This is a genomic window from Pseudoalteromonas sp. MMG010 (assembly GCF_018100905.1).
Lineage (GTDB): Bacteria > Pseudomonadota > Gammaproteobacteria > Enterobacterales > Alteromonadaceae > Pseudoalteromonas.
Map to the genome: position 1 here is coordinate 264259 of NZ_JAGJEG010000002.1, position 19722 is coordinate 283980.

Genomic DNA, 19722 nt, shown 5'->3' on the forward strand with positions numbered 1-19722 from the left:
TTAAATACTACAACGTTTATAATTTCGGTACTCTGGTAACCAATAATTTTTATCGATGGCTTTTCTTAAACCTTCATCCGAAATTTCCAGTGCAACTCCCTGCTCTATCGCTTTTTTCGCCACTGCAAATGCGATTTGCTTACTTAAGCTTTCTATTTCAGTTAAAGCCGGTAATAAACTACCGTTACCAGTATTCGCTCTTGGAGAGCTTTGAGCTAACATTTCACTCGATACACTTAACATTTCATCGGTAATACGTTTAGCTTTAGCTGCGATAACACCTAAGCCAATACCCGGAAAAATATAACTATTGTTACATTGCGGGATTAAATACTCTTGCTCATTGTATTTAACAGTACCAAAAGGGCTACCGGTGGCAACGATCGCTTTCCCATCGGTCCATTTAATAACATCTTCTGGATGGGCTTCAACTTGCTTTGAAGGATTACTTAACGGAAAAATAATCGGTTGTTCACAGTTGGTGTGCATTGCTCTAATAACTTGCTCGGTGAACAAACCAGGTTGACCTGATACACCAATTAGAATATCTGGTTTTGCACAGTGCATCACATCTAATAAAGAGGCGTATTCACCGCTGTATTGCCATTGTTCTAAATTTGTATTGGATTGCGTCAGCGCTTGTTGAAAATCACGTAATCCTTGCATGCCCTCAGTTAACAAACCAAATCTATCAACCATAAACACTTGGCTACGCGCTTGAGCATCATCAATGCCTTCACTTACCATTTGGCTAATAATTTGTTCTGCTATACCACAGCCGGCTGAGCCTGCTCCGACAAAAACCACTTTTTGATCGCTCAATTTTGCATTTTTAACACGACATGCTGCCAATAAAGAACCTACAGTTACTGCTGCAGTACCTTGTATATCATCGTTAAAGCTACAAATTTCGTTACGGTAGCGTTTTAGTAATGGCATTGCATTAGGTTGTGCAAAATCTTCAAATTGTAGTAATACACTTGGCCATCTGCGTTTAACCGCTTTAATAAATAACTCTAAAAACTCGTCATACTCATCTTGTGCTATACGCTTATGACGCGCCCCCATATACATAGGATCGTTTAAAAGCTTTTCGTTATTTGTTCCGACATCGAGCATAATAGGCAATGTATAAGCAGGGCTAATACCACCACAGGCGGTATATAAAGATAATTTACCGATTGGAATACCCATTCCACCAATGCCCTGATCGCCTAACCCTAAAATACGTTCACCATCAGTGACAACAATGACTTTTACTTTACCCTTTGTCGCATTTCGTAAAATATCGTCTATTTGATAGCGTTCATCATACGAAATAAATAAACCACGCGCGCTGCGATAAATATCAGAGAATTTTTCACACGCATCACCCACTGTTGGGGTATAAATAATAGGCATCATTTCTTCAATATGATCTCGTACTAAACGATAAAATAATGTTTCGTTATTATCTTGAATTGCACGCAAATAAATATGTTTATTTAAATTATCACTAAAGCTTGAGTACTGTTGGTAACAACGCTCAACTTGCTCTTCAATGGTTTCATATCGCGGAGGTAATAACCCAGCTAAATTAAAGTTTTCACGTTCATTTTTAGTAAACGCACTGCCTTTATTTAAAAGCGGAGTTTCAATTAAACCCGGACCTGAATAAGGAATATAAAGATAATTAGGATCTGTTTTAGTTGTCATGTTTCCAAGCTTAGTATGCTGTCGGTAAATATAATGAAATTAATGCAATTATTTGCAAAAACATCATGAATTAAATCAATATAAATTAAAAATAAGCATAACATATAACTTTCACGTTATGCTTATATAAAAATTAGAATTTTATACTGGTAGGCTGAGTTAATTCAGAGATAGCAACCCCTTCTCTTCGAGGATCTGCTCCACCAACTAGCATATTATCTTTAACTTCAACGGCATGTAATCCAGAGTTTAAGTCTATCAATCTAACTTTGTGTCCGCGTTTAGTTAATTTACTCGCGATAGCAGAAAGTTCAGTCCCCTTTTCAAGACTTGTATAGTCATTTCTATTGGTCACTCTAGGTAAATTAATGGCCTCCTGCGCGGATAAATCCCAATCAAGAACACCTATAACAACTTGTGCTACATAATCGATAATACGGCTGCCACCTGGCGAGCCCACCACTAAACGTAAGCTACCATCACCATTGAATACCATCACTGGCGACATAGAACTACGCGGTCGCTTACCTGACTCAACTCGGTTAGCAACTAACTTGCCGTTTTTGCGTGGTGAAAGTGAAAAGTCAGTTAATTGGTTATTTAAAATATAGCCATTAACCATCACCGTAGAACCAAAGGCCATCTCGATAGAACTGGTCATTGATACCGCATTACCAAATGAATCAATAATAGAAACATGCGAGGTAGATGGAAGTTCATAAGAATCATCCGGTGCGTAACTTAAGTACTTACGAGGTTCACCTGGAGTCGCTACTTTATCAACTTCGGTTATTAGTTTTGCACGTTTACTAATATATTGTTTATCGAGTAACTCTTGAGTAGGCACATCGGTAAAGTCAGGATCCCCCATGTATACATTTCTATCAGCAAAAGCAATACGAGAAGCTTGGGTGAAATAATGTATGGCTTGTTCAGAATTAGGTTTTATCGCTGACATGTTTTTATTTTCAAGCAAGCCTAATATTTGTAACACGGCGACTCCGCCACTACTTGGTGGCGCCATAGAGCACACTTTATAACTGTGATAGCTAATACAAACGGCATCACGCTCTTTGCTTTTAAAATTAACCAAATCTAATTTAGATAACGTACCGGGGGCAATAGGTGAATTTTGCACTGCATCAACTAATTTGTCAGCATTACTTCCTTTGTAAAACGCATCAACACCCTGTTTTGCAATAGATTTATATAAATCTGCAAGCGGTTGATTTTTTTTAACCGTACCCGCTTCTATTAATTTACCATCGGGATAAAAGTACTCATGTATTACAGGCATTTTTAAAACACCGGGATTTAATTCTCTCGCTAACAAGCCATGTAAGCGCTCAGAAACTATAAATCCTTTTTCTGAGAGTTCGATTGCCGGTTTAAATAAAGCACTCCAAGGAAGTTTACCATATTGCTTATGTGCTTTAGCAAACGCATGTAAAATCCCAGGTACCCCGACAGAACGCCCGCCAACAACCGCTTCAATCCACTTAACAGCTTTACCATGTTGATTTAAAAATAAATTCTCATCAGCACCTGAAGGGGCTGTCTCCCTGCCATCAAAACTTGTTATTTTATCGTTGTCTTTATTGTAATAAAGCATAAAAGTCCCACCACCAATGCCAGATGATTGGGGCTCGACTAACGTAAGGACTAATTGAGTGGCTATTGCTGCATCAATCGCACTCCCTCCTTGTTGTAGAATATCTCGACCGGCTTTTGATGCATAAGGATTGGCTGAGGCAACCATATATTTTTGCCCCAAAACGGCTTTTTTATCGATATAATTAATACCCGCTTCTGGCTCTCGTGTTTCAATAGGTTTTGACTTAGCTAAAGCAGGGAAAGATGATAGTAAGCTTATAATAATCAGTGAAGTTAATTTTAATTGCATATATAAATCGCTAAAAGAAAAAGACGTAATTGCATATTAAAATTAAACGGGCACAATATGCAAAAATAAAATACAAAAAAGAACATAAATGTTTAATTTACCATTGCAATATCGATATTCATGTCCTCCTTTAACGCTTTTACTGATTAGCTTTGTATTTGCTGCATTTGATTTAAATAGTATTTTAGAGTTTAACCGTAACAATATAAATAATGGCGAACTTTGGCGTATTTTCACCAGTCAGTTTGTCCATGCAAATTGGATGCATTATTTTTTAAATAGTACCGGTGTGATTTTAATTTGGCTTTTGCATGGCGAGTACACCTCACCTAAGCGTTATTGCTTTAATATTACCAGCTTGGCTTTATGGTGTGGTTTAGGGGTTTATTGGTTATGCCCTGATATTTCTATTTATACCGGTCTTAGCGCACTCTTACATGGTGTTATAGTATGGGGAGCCATTAAAGATATACAGTTAGGGTTAAAATCGGGTATTTTATTATTTATTGGAATTTGGCTTAAAATTGCACATGAGCAAATAAATGGCCCAAGTTCAGACATTGCTAAAATGATTGACTCAACGGTAGCAATTGATGCTCATCTGATTGGTGCTGTGGGAGGGGTTGTTCTCGCTACACCGATATTAATAGCATTAATTAAAAAGTTAAACGCGAAAATTTAATCAAATTTACGCGTTTAATATCACGCTCAATAATACAAGTGCGTTAATCTAGGGGAGTGAATCCCCCCCTCTAGTTTCTATAGTGTTTCTTTAAACAACTTATAAATTCGGCGATATTCATCTAACCAACTCGATGGCTGTTTAAAACCATGTGGCTCAACGGGGAATATTGCTGTTTCAAAGTCGGTTTTTTCTAGTTCAATTAATCGTTGCACTAAACGTACAGAGTCTTGAAAAAACACATTATCATCCACCATAGGTGCATTTATTAATAAAGGCTTAGTTAAACCTTCTGCAAAATATATAGGTGAACTGCGCTCATAAGCAATGGGATCGACATCGGGTGTATTAAGTATGTTAGCCGTATAGCCCGTATTATAATGGGCCCAATCTGAAACCGGTCGTAGTGCTGCCCCAGATTGAAATAAATCAGGCGCGGTAAATAACGCCATAAACGTCATAAAACCACCATACGAGCCACCATAAGTGCCTACAGCATCTGTATCAACATTCGCATTATCACTTAACCACTTAACACCATCTACTAAATCTTGAGTTTCAGGAGTCCCCATTTGACGATAAATAGCCGTACGCCAATCGCGCCCATAGCCTTTAGATGCACGATAATCCATATCCATTACAATATAGCCTTCATCTGCTAATAAAGAATGAAACATAAATTCTCTAAAGTAAACTGACCACCCCATATGTGAGTTTTGCAAATACCCTGCACCATGATTAAAAATAACCGCTTTGCGATTTTTACCGGTTTCACCTTCTTTGTAATCGGCTGGGTAATACACTTTGGCGTAGATAGGTTGTTCTGTATGACTTGACGGCACGGCAATTATTTTAGGGATTGTCAGTTTTGTTGCTAAAAATTGTTCTGAAACAGTATGGGTTAACTGTTTTGCTGGCACATTAATGTCTGCTAAATCTTTAACGTATAACTCTTCAGGACGACTTATTTTAGAATGGGTAAGTAATAGCTTTTTGCCATCAGGGCTCAAGTTATAATCAGTCATACCATCAAGATTGGTTATTTGAACCGATTTTTTAGTTTGTAAATCAACTTTGTAAATTTCGTATAAGCCGGGGTGTTCAACATTCGCTTTATAATAGATTTCATTATTGTCACTTAAAGTTAAGCTTGAAACTTCATACATGCCTGAGGTTAAGGCAACCGCTTTGCCGTTTAATGATTTTTTATAAAGCTGACTATAACCTGTTTCTTCAGATAGATAATATAATGTGTCTGAATTATTTAACCAACCAAACTCATTGAATGAATAAGCAATCCACGCATCGTCATGTAGGCGATGTTGTGAAACCAGTTTATTATTCTTCACATCTACCGTTGCTAGCCAACGATCTTTGTTATCCCATGCCTCAAGCATGAGTGCCACTTGGCTTCCATCGCTATTGTATTTAATTAAAGGCTGTGACGAACTCCAATCCATAACTAAATTAATATCTCTTGGCGCTTTCTTTGATGTATATTTTTTACCTTCACGTTTATAGTTTTGTTCTTTTACCGAAGCTAAAACATCTTCATCAAAACCAGGTAAAGTATCTAATTTTAATGTCTGTTGCTCATTCGTCGTCAGATCAATATATATAAATTGTGAACCAGAGGATTTAGCATCTGCGATACGGCGTCTCACTTTTACAGGCTTTATAGTCGCATCGTCAGTAACATAATGCGGCATAATGTCAGTATCACTGCGCCACGATGATTTATCTTTAATAACCACGATTAATGAATCACCGCTAGGTGATAAAACCATTTCATCAATCGATTTATTAGCCCCTAAATAAAAAACCGATGAATTAATCGTTTGGTTTTTTTCTTTTAACTGCTTTTGTTGTGCTTGTCGGTCTAATTTGTTTTTATGCTGTAGAGCTATGTAGTCAATTAATTTATGTTGCTCTTTTGCAATGTAAGTAGAAGGTGCTTGTATACCTTTAGGTTTATCTGCAAGTTTTAAGCTCACTAAATCTCGGCTTAGCCCTGTATTAAGATCAACATAAACAATTGTACTTCCCGTACGATAAACAAGATTACCGTCGTTTAAAAACTGCGGTTTAAAAGCTTTAGCGGTACTTCGCGTTATTTGAGTAATTTTATTTTCAGCAATATTTTTTACAAAAACATTGCCCTGAAAAGTATATGCTTGTAATTGTTTGTTATTCGAATAAACGCTGTTTTTAGCGCCGACTGTATGCAAATCAGCAACCGCTATTTTTTTTGCCTCGGTGCTATTTATATTTTGTATAAACGTATCTCGCAGTTCATTTCCTGCTTGTTTTTGACGGTAAATTATTGAACTTGAATCTGCCAAGAAGTAAGCACTCTCTGCTTTTCTTGAAATCCAATCTGGGTGTGCCATTGCTTGCTTTAAAGAAATTTTTTCTGAGCCAACCTCTGCACTTAAAATCACTTCAGGTGAAATATTGCTAACCTGGTTTGGCTGTTCTGCAGAGCTAGATGATGCACAACCCGTTAAGAAAAGTGAAGTAGAAATACCAATGGCAAGTAACGATTTTTTTGCGGTAATATGAAAAGACATAGTGCTTCTTATCTGTTTTTATAATTAAATATATTAAATCAGAAGCACTTTGTTAATTGCAATTATTTTAGATAAACATCCAATTTATAAGATAAACCCCTCATTAAAGTAGATGTTTCATGTATTATCTATTTAACGGTAATATCAAGCCATACCATTCTGTGATCGCTCGATGCATTTCTATCTTTAATTAAGCGATAAAGAGGGCTCGATTTCATGGGCCAAAACACCCCCCCTTGTTGTATTTGCAAACCATAGTTAGAAGGCAAAACATAATCTACACGCGCTTGCCAATTTGCTGTATAGTTTTTCGCATACGGTTTTATGTACTCTTGCTTTGCTCCTTCGCTTTGCGGAACATAGCTTGCATTGATCATTTTATTTTTAAGCAGTTGATCGGTTGTATCAACTCTTGCTTTATCACCGATGGGTGCTGCATTTAAATCACCTAAAATTACAAAACGTGATTGTGTATCTAAGCCCCCTTTAATCCCCTTATCATCATAAATATAATTTTTATTTAACACATAATCAGCCACTAAGCGTACTTCATTGTGGTTACGCATCCCATTTCTATCCTCTGGTCCGTCAAAAACAGGAGGAGTAGGATGAGAAGCTAAAATATGCAAAGGCTTATCATCTATAATAATAGGTACATCCCAAAATGATTTTGAGCTTAATCTAATTGCGTCTAATTCTTGCGCACTGTACCAATTTTCATTAGTACTGGGATTAACAGGAATTTGTGCATTAGGCATATCTTTAGTTTTAAATTTTTGAAATGTGCGGGCTTTGTCAAAGTCTATCGGGTATTGAGATAATAAAACCATAGCATAGTGCCCAGGGAAAAAACCAAAACCATAAGCATCCCCCATATTGTCGGTAACTTTACCGTTATTATCTAAATCAAAGCCAGAGGGCACCCCGGTGTTAACCGGTGCTAAGTATATATATGGGTAATCAATGGGTTGTTGTTGCTTTTGACTTACTTTAAGGTAATTGTTAACAAAAACATCAATACCCGCTTGTTTATCCACATAATCAAATTCATTTAAAAGCAGCACATTAGGACGTACACGCTGAATGATCTCAGCAATGTTTTTTATCTGTTGATGATTAGACTCTAGTGCAGTAACAAGGGCATCAGCCTTAACCATTTGGCCTTTAGGGGTATAATTTGTCGCATCCATACTGACATTAAACGTGGCAATACGAACTGTTTGAGAAGCAAAACTATTAATCGACAGCATACTTGCTGTAATCATTATTGATTTAATTAAATTATTTTTCATTTTAGTCACTAATAAAAAAAGGAACAAAGTTATTATTCCATACTTTTTAGGACATACGCCACACAAATAAAAAATGCTGGGAAAACCCAGCATTTTAGAAAATCTATATAAAGCGTATTTATTATTGAGCGGTGTTAAACATAAAGATAAATACACTCAGTTAAACTATTTTATGAGTAGTTCAGAAGCAGCTTTAAATAAACCAGGATAACTTTCCTGTGTTAAATCTTCAGTTAACAGGCTTAACTTTTCAGCAAGTTCGTTTAAAGTATTTGCTGATACATTGATATGCCCCATTTTTCGCCCAGGCTTAACCGTTTTACCATACCAATGACTTGTTAAATCACTAACGTGTAAAATCGCTGTAGGAATAGCAGCTTGCCCTAATACATTAATCATTGCTGTGATGTGTTTTAACTCAGTATTTCCTAAAGGTAAACCTGCAATAGCACGCATATGATTTTCAAATTGACTGCAATGACACCCCTGTTGAGTCCAGTGTCCTGAATTATGAACCCGAGGTGCTATTTCATTGACTAATAACGTTCCGCTAATGTCAAAAAATTCGATCGCAAGTACACCTACATAATCAAGTTCTTCAGCAATTTTAATAAAGGCATCGTTTGCTTGCTGCGTTAGGGCTGACATTTCTTTACCGGCAATAGATAAGGTCAGTACACCGTTGGTATGTTCGTTCTCAGTTAACGGATACAAAGCTATATTACCGTGTTTATCACGCGCACCAATGATAGACACTTCACGATCAAACGGGATCATTTTTTCTGCAATGATAGTGTGAGGTTGCAGCTCAGTTCCAGATTGAATAAAGGCATCCATTTGTGACCAAATAGTATCTATTTGGTTTTCATCAGTTAACCGCCACTGCCCTTTACCGTCGTAACCGGCTTGGCACGTTTTAATCACTAATGGTTTACCTAGCTCATTTATAGCAGATAATAAATGTGATTTTTCGGTGATTAATTGATAAGGAGCACATTTAACGTGTGTTTTATCAAGCAACGCTTTCTCTAAAGCACGATCGCCCCCAGTTTTAATTGCAGCTTTACCAGGATAGAATTTGTTGCTTTGACTACATAATGTTAAAACATCGTCAGGAATGTGTTCAAACTCAGCGGTAATTGCATCTGCGTTTTCGATTGCCTGCTCAAGTGTTTGAGTATAAATTTCACCCGTTAATGGATGAACAATAGAGTTGCTGCCAACATCAAAAGCAATCACATTCAAATTAAGCGGGGCCCCCGCTAAACTCATCATTCGCGCTAATTGACCAGCACCTAAAATTAAAATATTCATTATTACTCTGCAGGATTAGGGTTAGCTAAAATGGTATCGGTTTGTTCTTTACGAAAAGCTTCTATTTTCTCGAAAATATCAGGATTTTGACAACCTAAAATTTGTGCCGCTAATAATCCAGCATTGGCAGCGCCAGCATCACCAATAGCAAGTGTACCCACAGCAACACCTTTAGGCATTTGGCAAATAGATAATAAAGAGTCGACACCATTTAATGTTTTAGACTTTACGGGAACACCTAAAACAGGTAACGATGTGAATGCAGCCGCCATTCCAGGTAAATGAGCAGCGCCACCAGCACCAGCAATAATTACTTTAATACCACGTTCACTCGCTGTGCTTGCATAATCGGCTAACAGTTGTGGAGTTCGGTGTGCAGAGACCACTTTAGTTTCATAATCGATACCAAACTTTTCTAACATTTGCACTGCATGTTGCATGGTTGGCCAATCTGACTTAGAACCCATAATAATGCCAACTGTCATAACTACTCCTGTTTAATATACTTATTTATTCACTAATGCGGACTTATGTCCGGTTTATGCGCGGTATTATACCCAAATAACATCAATATGCGAGTTTCAGTTTCAATTAAAAATTATTTATTCAAAGCATGAATTACAAGCTAATAAATGCACTGTAAGTGAAAGCGAACTTATTTAATAAAAATGCGTTTAATAGATTACAGGAACAAAAATACGTGTTCATTTGGTACAAAATAATACATGACTATTTAACGTTATTTATGTTTCTAACCAATACAAACAAAAAAGCCATGCTTAGCATGGCTTTTAAAAGTAACTACAAACCTTTAAGTATTTTGGCTTGCAAGATATTCGCTGTAAGTTCCTCTAAAGTCGATAACTTTACCGTCTTTAATTTCCCAAATACGGGTTGCTATAGATGATACAAACTGTCTATCGTGAGAAACAAACAGTAATGTGCCTTCGTATGCTTCAAGGGCCAAATTAAGTGCTTCAATCGATTCCATATCCATATGGTTTGTCGGTTCATCCATTAATAAGATATTAGGCTTATGCATCATTAACTTTCCAAACAGCATACGTCCTTGCTCACCACCCGATATTACTTTTACAGACTTTTTAATATCATTTTGAGAAAATAGCATGCGCCCTAAGAAACTACGGACAACTTGTTCGTCATCGCCTTCTTGTTGCCATTGTTCCATCCATTGAAATAAATTAATGTCTTTTTCAAAATCATCAGCATGATCTTGAGCATAATAGCCAATGTTTGCATTCTCTGAGAATTTAAACTCACCTTGCTTTGGCGCTAATCGTCCTGCTAAAGTATTTAATAACGTTGTTTTACCTACGCCATTTTCACCAATAATCGCAATACGCTCGCCTACTTCAACTAAACCTTCTAAACCGCTAAATAATGTTTCTTCAAAGCCTTGAGTTAAATTGCTCATTTCTAGCGCATTTCTGAATAATTGCTTTTCTTGTTCAAAACGAATGAATGGTGTTTGACGAGAAGATGCTTTTACTTCGTCTAACTGAATTTTATCGATTTGTTTTGCACGCGATGTTGCTTGCTTAGCCTTAGATGCGTTTGCTGAGAATCGCGAAACAAACTGTTGTAATTCAGCTATTTGATTTTTCTTTTTCGCATTTTCACTTAATAAACGTTCGCGAGCTTGCGTTGCTGCAAACATATACTCATCATAATTGCCTGGGTATATACGTAACTCACCGTAATCAATATCGGCCATATGAGTACAGACAGAGTTTAAAAAATGACGGTCATGCGAAATTATAATCATCGTACAATTACGTTGGTTTAAAACATCTTCTAACCATTTAATCGTGTAAATATCTAAGTTATTGGTCGGTTCATCGAGTAGCATAATTTCGGGATCAGAAAATAGCACTTGCGCTAATAGTACCCGCAATTTAAAACCTGGAGCAATTTCTGACATAGGTCCATAATGTTGCTCAGTACCAATACCAACACCTAATAATAACTCACCCGCCTTAGACTCTGCAGAATACCCATCCATTTCTGCAAATTCGGTTTCAAGATCGGCCACTTTCATCCCGTCTTCTTCGCTCATCTCAGGTAAGCTATAAATACGGTCACGTTCTTTTTTTACATTCCAAAGCTCTTTATGGCCCATAATAACGGTATCAACCACAGAGTATTCTTCATAAGCAAATTGGTCTTGATTAAGTTTTGCAACACGCTCATTAGGATCAGTACTGACATTACCTGCAGAGGGTTCTAATTCTCCACTTAATATTTTCATAAACGTTGATTTACCACAGCCATTGGCACCAATAAGACCGTAGCGATTACCGTCGCCAAATTTTGCTGAAATATTTTCAAATAATGGTTTAGCACCGAATTGCATGGTGATATTTGCTGTACTAATGATAGCGCTACCCTCCAAGGGAATAGATGGAATTTATTTTGCGGCAGTTTAAACCAAATACTACGCTTTTTCTATTTAAGTTTAATCGTCAATAATGGTTAATTGCGTTTTATTTGGCGTTAATTTTTTGCGAGTAACCTCGCTTTTGCCAAAACTCAATTTCAGATTGTTGTTCACGTTGTACAACATGAAAGGTTTTTTCTGCCACTACCTTTTGGTTTATTTCAACACTCATGCGCCAAGCACCCAGTTTAGTTTCTATGGGCAGCCATATCGTATCGCCTAAATAAAAATCCCAATTATTACTTTTAATGTACACATGCCCTGAAAAAGGAGGTAATACACCACCTTCTTCATCAGGAATATTCGGGTGATATATACAATACTCTAACCTTAGTCCTTTGGCTTTTTTTACATTAATAATAAAACCAAATTCAACATCTAAACTCGCATTTACCGTTGTAGTAAATTCGATTATTTGTGGTAACTCTTTTGTTTGTGAATCCCAATTTTTATAAATTCCGTAACTATGAATTTTAATTTCAGATTTATTTTTCGCCATAGTTTGTATATATAGTTAACTCAAAGGTATTTAATTTATTATTTTAAACTGTTTTACTGATAGTGTGTTTCAAATAAGCCGTTTTTTTAAAAAAGTAAATAAACCTGATTTAATTTATATACATGCATAAAATTCAGGCGATTTAGTCCGTCTGTTAAGCTATGCTATTTGTTAATGTTAATTAGAAAGAGAAATAATATGCCGTCGTCAAAAGTTATATTTCGTTTTTTAGCCGAGCCAACCGATGTAAATTTTGGTGGAAAAGTACATGGTGGTGTAGTGATGAAGTGGATAGATCAGGCTGGGTATGCATGTGCTGCTGGTTGGAGTGGTCATTATTGTGTAACCGTGTCAGTTGCAGGTGTAAAATTTAGGCGCCCGATTTTAGTCGGACAAATTGTAGAAGTTGAGGCAAAAATTGCCCATACCGGTAAAACCAGTATGCAAATTTTTATTCAAGTTCGCTGTGGCGATCCTAAAACTCAAAACTTAGTAGAAACAAATCATTGTGTAATTAGTTTTATTGCAATGGATGAAACAGGCTATCCAATTGCAGTGCCCTCATATGAAGCTATAACCGATGAAGATAAAAAAATAGAAAATTATGCAATAAAAATGAAAGAAATTGCGATAGAAACAGAAAACTTATTACATAAAGTGTAATTTGCGTTAAATAACTCTGTAAAAATTAAGCATTTATAGTGTAAAAGTTACGTATTAATTTTTTACACTTTATTGATTTGTCGTTTTAATGTACTAAATGTACCTATTTCCCTTTCATATAGTTCAATAATTACTCAACCATGTGTTGGCATACTCAATGCAATATAAAAAATGAATTTTGATTTTTTCTTTTCATTTTTTATATTTTCACAGGAGCTTCACATGAAAAAAGCAATCGCTTTAAGTACTCTCGCATTATCAACATTTGCTTTTAGTCATTCAGTATTTGCAGATACGTATGAGCAAAACTCCCCAAGTATATACACAGGTATTGGCTATGGCCAATATGCATTTGAATCGAACAATCCAGAAAACGACATGGATTTTGACGACGACTCGCAAATGCTAAAAGGTTACATCGGCACACAATTTAATCAATATTTTAGTGTTGAGCTTGCATACCAAAACTTTGATGAAATTAGTGATATTGATAATAGTGCAGAAATTGATGGGGTATCATTAGCCGCACGTTTAAGCGCCCCTTTAACCGAAAACTTTTCTATTTACGCTAAAGGTGGTTGGTTAGAATGGGATGCCGACTATACACAATCTAGCGCTGTAGGAGAGGTAACGACCTCATTAGATGGGGGGGATACCTTTATGGGCGCTGGTTTAGAATATGCATTTACACAAGATGTTCAAATGCGTTTAGAGTATGAACGCTATCAATTAGAGCATGATATAGAAACGGATATGGATGTTGCCTCTGTCTCTATTCAATATATGTTTTAATATCCCTGCCCCTAGTCGTCTTATATACTACTAGGGGCATTACATCACTTTAAATACAGTACGAAATTTATATATAAGCAAACAATATATACTCACTCGCTCGTAAGCGTTAGAATAGTCAAAATTATTTTTTATCATTGATTATGACAGAATATTGTATTTCAGCTATTGGCCATATTAGCTCTGCCTATAAACAAAAGTTTGCAATTCCTAGACAACCCCGTTTAGTTCCTCAAGCAAAAGCTAAGTTAATCTTCGAAAAAGAATTTAACCGTGAAGAGTTCGTTCGTGGTTTAGATGATTTCAGCCACATTTGGTTAATATTTCGCTTTCATGGTACGGCAGATAAAGGCTATTCACCGATGGTGCGCCCTCCTCGTTTAGGTGGCAATGAACGTAAAGGTGTATTTGCAACCCGTGCGACGTTTAGGCCAAATGCAATCGGCATGAGTGCAGTACAACTTGATGCAATAGAATATAAAAATGGTCAACTCAGTTTATTGTTATCGGGTATAGATTTGCTTGATGGCACCCCCATTTTAGATATCAAACCTTATTTACCTTATTCAGATGCACTACCCCAAGCAAGCGCTGGCTTTGCTGATTGTGAGCCTCAAACTGATATGCACGTAGAATTTGAACCTAGTGTATTAAATTTTATTGCGCAACAAATTGAGTACCCCGAACTTACACAATTTATAACCAATGTATTAAAGCAAGACCCACGCCCTGCTTATAAAAAACAAAAAAATGCGCAACAAAGTTATGGGATGACGTTATACGACTTTAATATTCGTTGGCAAGTTGTTGGGGATACAAATTTAGTCACTCAAATAGAAAAAAGCTAAAATCCAAAGTTATCGCTTTTGTGTAAATGAAAGCGCTGATAGAATTGATAGTTAATAACGTATTTTAATAATATATTTCGGAAGATTCATGCGTACCAGTCAATATATACTCGCAACACTTAAAGAAACCCCTTCAGATGCTGAAATAGTATCGCATCAACTTATGCTAAGAGCCGGCATGATACGCCGCGTTGCATCAGGTTTATACACATGGTTACCATCGGGTTTACGCGTACTACGTAAAGTAGAAACAATTGTCCGTGAAGAAATGGATAAAGCAGGTGCAATTGAAATGCTAATGCCTGTTATTCAACCGGCCGATTTATGGGAAGAGTCTGGACGCTGGGGTGAATTTGGCCCAGAACTGATTCGATTTAGTGACCGCCATAACCGCACTTTTGCTTTAGGGCCAACGCATGAAGAAGTCATCACTGATTTTGTACGTAAAGAAATAAGTAGCTACAAACAGCTACCTATCACTTTGTATCAAGTACAAACTAAAGTACGTGATGAACGCCGCCCTCGTTTTGGTGTAATGCGTGCGCGTGAATTTACCATGAAAGATGCCTATTCATTTCATTTAAGCGAAGCATGTTTAGACAATACATATAAAGCAATGCACAAAGCATACTGTAATATCTTCGAACGCTTAAATTTAGATTATCGACCTGTTATTGCTGATACCGGTTCTATTGGTGGCAGTGTTTCACATGAGTTTCATGTATTAGCTGAATCGGGTGAAGATGCTATCGCATTTAGCGATCAAAGTGACTATGCCGCCAATATAGAAAAGGCAGAAGCTGTTGCACCTAGTCAAGTACGAGCAGAGCCAAGTAAAGAGTTAAATACCTTTGCCACCCCTGACGCTAAAACAATAGCGGAACTTAAAAAGCATTACGGTGTAAAACCACATAAAAGTGTTAAAACCTTAATCGTTTACGGTGTAGAAGATGAACAGGGAAATCGTCCATTAGTTGCTTTAGTACTACGTGGTGATCATGAATTAAATGAGTTGAAAGCACAAAACCACCCTTTAATTCATAGCCCTTTAGAAATGGCAACCGAACAAGATATCGTGGCCAACATTGGCGCTAAACCGGGTTCACTTGGACCGGTCGGTCTTTCTATCTCTATTATTGTCGATAGAACGGCAAATGTTATGGCTGATTTTGTCGCCGGTGCCAATAAAGACGATGAACACTTTAGCGGTATTAATTGGGATCGTGATGTTACAGACTATATTGTTGCAGATATTCGTAACATTGTTGAAGGCGATCCGAGCCCATGTGGTAATGGTGTTTTACAAATTAAGCGTGGTATTGAAGTTGGTCATATTTTCCAATTAGGTACAAAGTACTCACAAGCAATGAAAGCCGGCGTTTTAAGCGAAACGGGTAAAAACCAAATAATGACGATGGGTTGTTATGGTATTGGGGTTTCACGTATCGTTGCTGCCGCTATTGAGCAAAATAACGATCAATACGGTATAAAGTGGCCACAACCAATTGCCCCATTTGATTTAGCAATTGTACCGATGAATATGCACAAATCTCACCGCATTCCTGATATCGCCAACAACCTATATCAAGGACTAAAAGATGCCGGTTTAGATGTATTATTTGACGATAGAAAAGAGCGCCCTGGTGTGATGTTTAACGATATGGAATTAATCGGTGTGCCATACACATTAGTGATTGGAGAGCGTAATCTTGATGAAAACAAAGTTGAGCTTAAAAATCGCCATACTGGTGAAAAGCTAATGCTTGATTTAGACACGGCTATTGAAATGATTGTAAATACTGTAAAAAGTTAATTTAATAGTGTATAAAAAAACCGCTTAATAAGCGGTTTTTTTTTTCATTAAAAATTGCGTTAATTAAGCCAAGTAACAAGCTTATTCTTAAGTGTGTCTGGTTTAATAGGCTTTGTAATATAATCATTCATTCCAGCAGCTAAACAACGTTCTCTGTCACCTTGCATCGCACTTGCTGTCATCGCTATGATTGGAATATGAATATAATCACTCCCTGCTTTAGCGTTTCGAATTGCCGTTGTTGTATCGTAGCCATCTAAATTGGGCATTTGGCAATCCATTAAAATTAAATCAAAAGCTTGTGCTTGATTACTATTTAACTCATCTAGTGCTTCTACCCCATCTGAGGCCGTTGTAATTGCAATGTTTGTAGATTTTAAAATCGCTTTTGCTACTTCTATATTAATCATGTTGTCATCAACTAATAAAACACGATAGTTTGACAAGTTAATTTGCGCTTTACTTTGTTGCGACATTTTTGTGGGCTGAACAATGTATTCACCACACATACCAAAAATATTGGCCAATTTATAGCTAAACTCATCTTGTGTTAGTGGTTTATTTAAGATGTTAACGTAATCTGGGTACATTTTTTTCGACTGCTTAGTTGACACTAAGTCGCGTAATATTAATACATATTTTTTATTCTGTTGCTCACAATACTTAATTAGATCGTCAAGTTGTGGGTGTTCATCATCAAGCACTAATAAATCAGCATCAAAAGCGCTATGTTCGCTGTAGTAATCTAATCTTACAATTTTATCGTTTTTAACATTGCATGTTTGTTCTAATAATTGACATACGTTGTTAAACACATTATCTCTTGCAATCAACGCGGCAACATCAATTTCATTTGCCAGCTGTATCGCTTGATTGAGCTTTTTCTGGGCTGCAACATGTAATTCAACAGAGGCTATAAATGTACTCCCTTCCCCTTTACGACTTTGAACCGTAATATTGCCCCCCATTAACTGAGCAAGCTTCTTACAAATAGAAAGACCTAGCCCTGTCCCACCAAAATGACGAGTTGTACTTGAGTCTTCTTGCGTAAATACATCAAATAGCTTATCTATATTCTCAGAGTCAATGCCTATTCCTGAGTCTTGAATTGTAAAACTCATTAAAAGCTTACTTTCAGTAATATATTTTGTATCTAATGTTAGGCTAACCTCACCTTTGTGTGTAAATTTAAAGGCGTTGTTTAATAGGTTAATTAATATTTGTTTTAATCTATGGCTATCACCGATGACTAAACGATCGACGACATTTTGCGTATTAAGAAATACTTCAAGCCCTTTACGTTGGCCTTGTAAAGCGAGGGAATTAATCATATCACTACATACGGTAATAACATCGAATGTGTGATTATCAATATCTAACTTACCTGCTTCTATTTTAGAAAAATCTAAAATATCATTTATCAATGACATTAACGAATTAGCACTACTGTTAGCTAATTTTAAATAATGGTGTTGTTGCTCAGTTAATGAATCTTCTTTGAGCATTTCTAACATACCAAGAACACCATTCATCGGCGTTCTTATTTCATGAGAGATATTTGCTACAAAATCACTTTTTGCCTGACTCGCAGCTAACGCTTGGTCAATAGCACGCTCTAATTCTATCGTTCGCTGAGAGACTTTGAGCTCTAACGTGCTATTTAAACTCTCTAGCTGAGATTGGGTATGTTTTAACGAACTAATATTACGTAGAATGGCCGCAACTTGATAACAACTATTATAAACGTCAAAAATTCGCGTTAACGTAATCGAAAAGAACTGTTTATTCCCGTAACCATCAATGTAAATGGCCTCAAAAGGCATTTTAGAGCCTTTTTCTAAGGTTTCTTTTATACAACTCGTATCGATATCATCTAATGAAAACATAGATTCAAATTGCAGTGACGTATCATTTAATTTGTTACCAAATATTTGCTTCGCGGTTTGATTAAATTGAACAATATTACCTTGCACATTCAAAGTAAAAATAGCATCAAGCGAATCTTCTATCACTTTACTATTTTGTTCTTTTAAAGAACTAATCAAAAGCTTTCTATTAATGTAGCGCTGGTACATTAACGTAACAAAAATAAATACAGTAAAAAATACCAATAACAATAAGGCAAAATTTGTTCTACGTTTTGAGATTTCGGCTAACAAAATATCTGTATTAACACTCACAGCAAGCTCTAAAGGGAGCATTGCAATGTCATTATTAAATTCTATTTTACTTTTTAGATAAAAAGAGTCTGGTAAATCATGAAAAGCTAACGTGTTATTCACGCTCATATTTTGGTTTTTATTAAAATCTAAAATCCATTTTTTTGAATCATTAAATTCAAAGCCAAAACGAAATTCTTTCTGTGGATGATATAAATATTCACCATGGCTGTTTAATAAATAGTGCTGAACATATTTAGGCGACGAAAACGTTAGACTTTTAAATAAAGGTTCTGCATCATAATTTAGTACTAAAATTGCAAACACTTGTCTTTTATCATTAAAAACAGGTTTTGCAACCCGATAAGTACTAACGAAAGGTTGTTGGATGACGCCGTTTTCACGATTATAATTAATGGGTGAGATATACACTTGATTTTCATCAAGCATACTGGCCTTAAGAACATAATCGCGTTGACCTTTCATTTGAAGTTTATCATCTTCAATACGCACTACTTTATTTAAAAAACGATCTACTCGTACAAATTCATGGCCACCATCAGCTAGTGTAATATAACGTGCTTGAGTGATGCTTTTGTCAGTTTGCATAAAACCAGAAAAAATACTACTGAGTCTATCTCGCCATATTTCTACATGGGTATTTAATAAAGGATCAATTTGATTGTTTTGATTAGCGCGAGTTATCCCTAAAATAGGTGGCGTTACATTTAAAAAACGGGTTTCAATCACACTATCTTGAAAATGTTTTTCTATTGCCAACACTTTTGTATCAAGCTCGCGTTGTAACTGAATAAGGTGAGATTGATATATATCTTCTCGGATTTGTTTTTCAAAAATATAAACCGCAGGAACTGCAATAATAAAAAAGATCAGGCAACATATTAGTAATAGTCGCCAGCTTTTAGCAGAAGTAAAAAAAAGGTTATAATTCAAAAGATAATCTCAATATTTATGCAATGGTTTTAGTATAGAGGATTAATAAATAATTTATAGCGTTTACTTTCATATACTTT

General features: G+C 36.2%; 14 protein-coding genes. 5 read left to right on the top strand and 9 right to left on the bottom strand.

From position 1 onward, the window contains the following. Positions 1 to 1695 carry an NAD-dependent malic enzyme gene (locus J8L70_RS04180; RefSeq protein ID WP_211054223.1) on the bottom strand — a complete coding sequence of 565 codons (1695 nt, stop codon included), beginning with the start codon at positions 1693 to 1695 and terminating at the stop codon, positions 1 to 3. A 133-nt stretch (positions 1696 to 1828) separates the two neighbouring features. Further along, a complete protein-coding gene (gene ggt, locus J8L70_RS04185; protein ID WP_211054224.1) occupies positions 1829 to 3598 on the bottom strand; it encodes a gamma-glutamyltransferase in 1770 nt (589 codons plus the stop codon). 88 nt (positions 3599 to 3686) lie between these two features. On the opposite strand from ggt, the gene rrtA reads away from it, so the two are divergent. Continuing rightward, positions 3687 to 4280 carry a rhombosortase gene (gene rrtA / locus J8L70_RS04190; protein ID WP_211054225.1) on the top strand — a complete coding sequence of 198 codons (594 nt, stop codon included), beginning with the start codon at positions 3687 to 3689 and terminating at the stop codon, positions 4278 to 4280. Positions 4281 to 4357: 77 nt separating this feature from the next. Here rrtA and J8L70_RS04195 read toward each other — a convergent pair whose 3' ends face one another. From J8L70_RS04195 to J8L70_RS04220, 6 genes are all read right to left on the bottom strand, one after another. After that, positions 4358 to 6850, bottom strand: a complete 2493-nt coding sequence (locus J8L70_RS04195; protein WP_211054226.1) for a prolyl oligopeptidase family serine peptidase — start codon at positions 6848 to 6850, stop codon at positions 4358 to 4360. Positions 6851 to 6978: 128 nt separating this feature from the next. Further along, positions 6979 to 8142, bottom strand: a complete 1164-nt coding sequence (locus tag J8L70_RS04200; protein WP_211054227.1) for an endonuclease/exonuclease/phosphatase family protein — start codon at positions 8140 to 8142, stop codon at positions 6979 to 6981. Positions 8143 to 8307: 165 nt separating this feature from the next. Further along, the gene (locus tag J8L70_RS04205; protein ID WP_211054228.1) at positions 8308 to 9456 is read right to left on the bottom strand and encodes a 5-(carboxyamino)imidazole ribonucleotide synthase; all 1149 of its coding nucleotides are present in this window, start codon (positions 9454 to 9456) and stop codon (positions 8308 to 8310) included. Positions 9457 to 9458: 2 nt separating this feature from the next. After that, the gene (purE, locus tag J8L70_RS04210; RefSeq protein WP_211054229.1) at positions 9459 to 9941 is read right to left on the bottom strand and encodes a 5-(carboxyamino)imidazole ribonucleotide mutase; all 483 of its coding nucleotides are present in this window, start codon (positions 9939 to 9941) and stop codon (positions 9459 to 9461) included. A gap of 326 nt (positions 9942 to 10267) precedes the next feature. Beyond that, positions 10268 to 11854, bottom strand: coding sequence for an ABC-F family ATPase (locus J8L70_RS04215; protein WP_211054379.1), 1587 nt, complete (start codon positions 11852 to 11854; stop codon positions 10268 to 10270). Positions 11855 to 11960: 106 nt separating this feature from the next. After that, positions 11961 to 12413, bottom strand: a complete 453-nt coding sequence (locus tag J8L70_RS04220) for a DUF3859 domain-containing protein (RefSeq protein ID WP_211054230.1) — start codon at positions 12411 to 12413, stop codon at positions 11961 to 11963. 198 nt (positions 12414 to 12611) lie between these two features. On the opposite strand from J8L70_RS04220, the gene J8L70_RS04225 reads away from it, so the two are divergent. The 4 genes from J8L70_RS04225 to J8L70_RS04240 all read left to right on the top strand — a co-directional run bounded on the left by J8L70_RS04225 (position 12612) and on the right by J8L70_RS04240 (position 16529). Next, the gene (locus J8L70_RS04225) at positions 12612 to 13076 is read left to right on the top strand and encodes an acyl-CoA thioesterase (protein ID WP_211054231.1); all 465 of its coding nucleotides are present in this window, start codon (positions 12612 to 12614) and stop codon (positions 13074 to 13076) included. A gap of 222 nt (positions 13077 to 13298) precedes the next feature. Next, positions 13299 to 13868, top strand: a complete 570-nt coding sequence (locus J8L70_RS04230; protein WP_211054232.1) for an outer membrane beta-barrel protein — start codon at positions 13299 to 13301, stop codon at positions 13866 to 13868. A gap of 143 nt (positions 13869 to 14011) precedes the next feature. Continuing rightward, positions 14012 to 14716, top strand: coding sequence for a tRNA (N6-threonylcarbamoyladenosine(37)-N6)-methyltransferase TrmO (gene tsaA, locus J8L70_RS04235; RefSeq protein WP_211054233.1), 705 nt, complete (start codon positions 14012 to 14014; stop codon positions 14714 to 14716). Positions 14717 to 14804: 88 nt separating this feature from the next. Beyond that, the gene (locus J8L70_RS04240; protein ID WP_211054234.1) at positions 14805 to 16529 is read left to right on the top strand and encodes a proline--tRNA ligase; all 1725 of its coding nucleotides are present in this window, start codon (positions 14805 to 14807) and stop codon (positions 16527 to 16529) included. A gap of 59 nt (positions 16530 to 16588) precedes the next feature. Here the strand turns inward: J8L70_RS04240 and J8L70_RS04245 are convergent, their stop codons facing one another. Continuing rightward, the gene (locus J8L70_RS04245) at positions 16589 to 19642 is read right to left on the bottom strand and encodes an ATP-binding protein (protein WP_247664679.1); all 3054 of its coding nucleotides are present in this window, start codon (positions 19640 to 19642) and stop codon (positions 16589 to 16591) included. Positions 19643 to 19722 lie beyond the last annotated feature (80 nt).

Bases quoted from the DNA above. Each gene is read 5' to 3' on its own strand.
- purE (WP_211054229.1), bottom strand. From the start codon at position 9,941: ATGACAGTTGGCATTATTATGGGTTCTAAGTCAGATTGGCCAACCATG.
- J8L70_RS04200 (WP_211054227.1), bottom strand. From the start codon at position 8,142: ATGAAAAATAATTTAATTAAATCAATAATGATTACAGCAAGTATGCTG.
- J8L70_RS04230 (WP_211054232.1), top strand. From the start codon at position 13,299: ATGAAAAAAGCAATCGCTTTAAGTACTCTCGCATTATCAACATTTGCT.
- rrtA (WP_211054225.1), top strand. From the start codon at position 3,687: ATGTTTAATTTACCATTGCAATATCGATATTCATGTCCTCCTTTAACG.
- J8L70_RS04180 (WP_211054223.1), bottom strand. From the start codon at position 1,695: ATGACAACTAAAACAGATCCTAATTATCTTTATATTCCTTATTCAGGT.
- tsaA (WP_211054233.1), top strand. From the start codon at position 14,012: ATGACAGAATATTGTATTTCAGCTATTGGCCATATTAGCTCTGCCTAT.
- J8L70_RS04220 (WP_211054230.1), bottom strand. From the start codon at position 12,413: ATGGCGAAAAATAAATCTGAAATTAAAATTCATAGTTACGGAATTTAT.
- ggt (WP_211054224.1), bottom strand. From the start codon at position 3,598: ATGCAATTAAAATTAACTTCACTGATTATTATAAGCTTACTATCATCT.
- J8L70_RS04225 (WP_211054231.1), top strand. From the start codon at position 12,612: ATGCCGTCGTCAAAAGTTATATTTCGTTTTTTAGCCGAGCCAACCGAT.
- J8L70_RS04205 (WP_211054228.1), bottom strand. From the start codon at position 9,456: ATGAATATTTTAATTTTAGGTGCTGGTCAATTAGCGCGAATGATGAGT.
- J8L70_RS04195 (WP_211054226.1), bottom strand. From the start codon at position 6,850: ATGTCTTTTCATATTACCGCAAAAAAATCGTTACTTGCCATTGGTATT.
- J8L70_RS04240 (WP_211054234.1), top strand. From the start codon at position 14,805: ATGCGTACCAGTCAATATATACTCGCAACACTTAAAGAAACCCCTTCA.